The organism is Nocardiopsis lucentensis DSM 44048 (assembly GCF_000341125.1).
Lineage (GTDB): Bacteria > Actinomycetota > Actinomycetes > Streptosporangiales > Streptosporangiaceae > Nocardiopsis > Nocardiopsis lucentensis.
In genome coordinates this window covers 1-2,908 of sequence record NZ_ANBC01000560.1, presented here as the reverse complement: position 1 = coordinate 2,908, position 2,908 = coordinate 1, and the positions used below count along the sequence as shown (strand labels likewise).

General features: G+C 75.7%; 4 protein-coding genes. All 4 read left to right on the top strand.

The window, feature by feature from the left end:
• The first annotated feature begins 103 nt into the window (after positions 1–103).
• Positions 104–487, top strand: coding sequence for a 6-pyruvoyl trahydropterin synthase family protein (locus D471_RS0119285; protein ID WP_017600121.1), 384 nt, complete (start codon positions 104–106; stop codon positions 485–487).
• Complete coding sequence (locus D471_RS0119280) at positions 484–1,521, top strand: glycosyltransferase family 4 protein (protein WP_017600120.1); 1,038 nt, start codon at positions 484–486, stop codon at positions 1,519–1,521. The genes D471_RS0119285 and D471_RS0119280 overlap by 4 nt, the downstream gene beginning before the upstream one ends.
• Positions 1,518–2,357, top strand: a complete 840-nt coding sequence (locus D471_RS0119275) for a class I SAM-dependent methyltransferase (protein WP_017600119.1) — start codon at positions 1,518–1,520, stop codon at positions 2,355–2,357. The genes D471_RS0119280 and D471_RS0119275 overlap by 4 nt, the downstream gene beginning before the upstream one ends.
• On the top strand, positions 2,354–2,908 hold a 555-nt coding region (locus tag D471_RS0119270), incomplete at its 3' end, for a lysylphosphatidylglycerol synthase transmembrane domain-containing protein (RefSeq protein WP_017600118.1). The genes D471_RS0119275 and D471_RS0119270, both read left to right, overlap by 4 nt.

Genomic DNA, 2,908 nt, shown 5'->3' with positions numbered 1-2,908 from the left:
GTCCTGCCGCGGCTGGCCGACGGCTCGCTTCCCGCCCTGTGCCACCGCGTCGGCTACGCCTGATCCGGTTTCGTCCCCCAACCCCAATCCCGAGAGGACACCCTTGTTCAGTGTCACCGTCCGCGACCACCTGATGGTCGCGCACAGTTTCCGAGGCGACGTGTTCGGCCCCGCCCAGCGACTGCACGGAGCCACGTTCGTCGTGGACGCGACCCTGCGCCGCCCCGAACTCGACGACGACGGCATCGTCGTGGACATCGGTCTGGTGACGCGGGAGCTGGGCGCCGTCGTCGCGGAGCTGAACTACCGCAACCTGGACGAGGAGCCCGTGTTCGCGGGGGTGAACACCTCCACCGAGTTCCTGGCGAAGGTCGTCGCCGACCGGTTGGTCGAGCGGATCGACGCGCGCGGGCGCGGTCTGACCGGGGTCTCGGTCACGTTGCACGAGTCCCACGTGGCCTGGGCCACCTACGAGCGCGACCTTTGACCGTCGCGTTCGTCGTTCCCCCGCCCGGTGTCCCCAGCGGTGGGAACACCTACAACGCACGGATCGCGGCGGAGCTCGGCGCGCTGGGGCGGCCCGTGCGCCGGATCGAGGTGCCAGGGTCCTGGCCCAGACCGGGTCCGGCCGACCGGGAGGGGCTGGGCCGGGAGCTGGCGCGCCTTCCCGACGGCGCGGGCGTGCTGATGGACGGCCTGGTCGCCTGCGGGGTGCCCGAGGTCCTCAGCCCGCACGCCGACCGGCTGCGGATCGTGACGCTGGTCCACCTCCCCCTCGCCGACGAGACCGGCCTGTCCCCCGGCGTGGCGGCTGACCTGGACGCCCGTGAGCGGGCGGTCCTGGGGATGACGGGGGTGGTCGCCACCAGTCGCTGGGCGGCCCGTCGGCTGGCCGACCACCACGGGTTGGCCCGAGTCCACCACGTCGCCCCGGGCACCGATCCGGCACCGCTCGCACCCGGCGCAGACGGAGTGTCCCGCCTGCTGTGCGTGGCCTCGGTGACCCCGCGCAAGGGCCACGATCTGCTGTTGGACGCCCTCAGCCGGTGGGATGAGCCGACGTGGGAGTGCGTGTGCGTGGGGCCGGTCGGCCGGGGCGCGTACGCCGACCGGGTGCGGGCGCTGGCGGAGGCGTCGGGGGTGCGGCTGTCCGGCGCACTGACCGGGGCGGATCTGGAGTCCGCCTACGCCGCCGCCGACCTGGTGGTGCTGCCCTCCCGCGCCGAGACCTTCGGTATGGCGGTGACCGAGGCGCTGGCGCGCGGTGTCCCGGTCGTGGCCGCGCGGGTGGGCGGGGTTCCCGAGGCGCTGGGGCGTGGTCCCGGCGGGGACCGGCCCGGGATCCTCGTCGACCCGGAGGACGCCGACGCGCTCGGTGAAGCCCTGCGCCGATGGCTCACCGATCCGCGGTTACGTGAACGGCTGCGAACCTCGGCGCGCCGGCGGCGATCACAGTTGGCAGGATGGAGAGAGACGGCGCGCGCGATGGGCGCGGTCCTCGACAGGGAGGGGTGCCGTTGACGTCGACGGGTGTTCCGGAGTTCGCCCCGGAGTGGCTGGCGCTGCGTGAGGGCGCGGACGCCGAGGCGAGGTCGGCACGGGCGGTCGAGATGGTGCGCGACCACGGCCGGGTCGTGGCCGACCTGGGGTGCGGCACGGGTTCGCTCGGCCGCTGGCTCGCCCCCCGGCTGCCCGGATCCGGGCGGTGGGTGCTGTTCGACCGTGATCCGGCCCTGCTGGCGTTGGCGCGGCCGACCGTGCCCGTGGGGCGGGTGGAGGCGCGCCTGCGCGATCTGGGTGCGCTCGGGACGGCGGACCTGGCCGGGTGCACGCTGGTGGCGGCCTCGGCCCTGTTGGACCTGCTCACCCGCGCGGAGGTGGAGACGCTGGCCGGGGCGGTCGTGGCGGCCGGGTGTCCGGCGCTGCTCACGCTGTCGGTGGTGGGGCGGGTGGAGTTGTCCCCCGCCGATCCGCTCGACGCGCGGGTGGAGCGGGCGTTCAACGACCACCAGAGGCGCGAGGGCCGGCTCGGCCCCGACTCCGTCGCTGTCGCGGCCGAGGTGTTCGAGGGGTTGGGAGCGCGGACGCACGCGTTCGCCAGCCCGTGGCGGCTGGGGCCGCGGTGGGCCGAACTGACACGGGAGTGGCTGCGGGGCTGGGTCGGGGCGGCGGCCGACCAGGAGCCGGGACTGCCCGTGGCGGGATACCTGGAGCGGCGGCTGGCGGAGTGCGACGAGGGTCGGTTGCGCGCGGTCGTCCACCACACCGACCTGGTGGTACTGCCCGGGGCGGGCGGTCCGGTGCCGCAGCCCGGGTCGACCGACCGGGCGCGGCCGCAGGGGGTGGAGCCGTCGTGAGGGCGGTGAACGCCCCGGGGACTCCACGCGGCGCCGAGGGTTCGCGGGGCGGACGCTTCGCGGGCGCGCTCCGGCGCACCGGGTGGCTGCGTGCGCTCGTGGGGGCGGGGATCCTGGCGACCGTGGTGTGGTGGTTCCCGGCCGAGGCGTTCACGTCCGCGTTCGGTGTGGTGGACGTCGGCGCGGTGCTGGTGGCGCTGGCAGTGGGCGCGTACACGACCGTGCTGAGCGCCGCGCGGTGGTGGGTGGTGGCGCGCGGGGTCGGTCTGCGGCTGCCCTTCGCGCGGGCGGTCGGCGACTACTACCGCGCGGTGTTCCTCAACGCGGTGCTGCCCGCCGGGGTGCTGGGCGACGTCCACCGGGCGGTCAGCCACGGCCGGTACGCGGGCGACGTGGGTCGCGGGGTGCGCGCGGTCGTCCTGGAGCGGCTGGCGGGGCAGGCCGTGCTGGTGGCGGCGGGGGCGGGTCTGCTGTTCGCGCTTCCGGCGGCGCTGCTCGGGCCCGGATTGCGGGCGGTCGGGGTGTCCGCCGGGGTGCTGGTGGGGATCGTC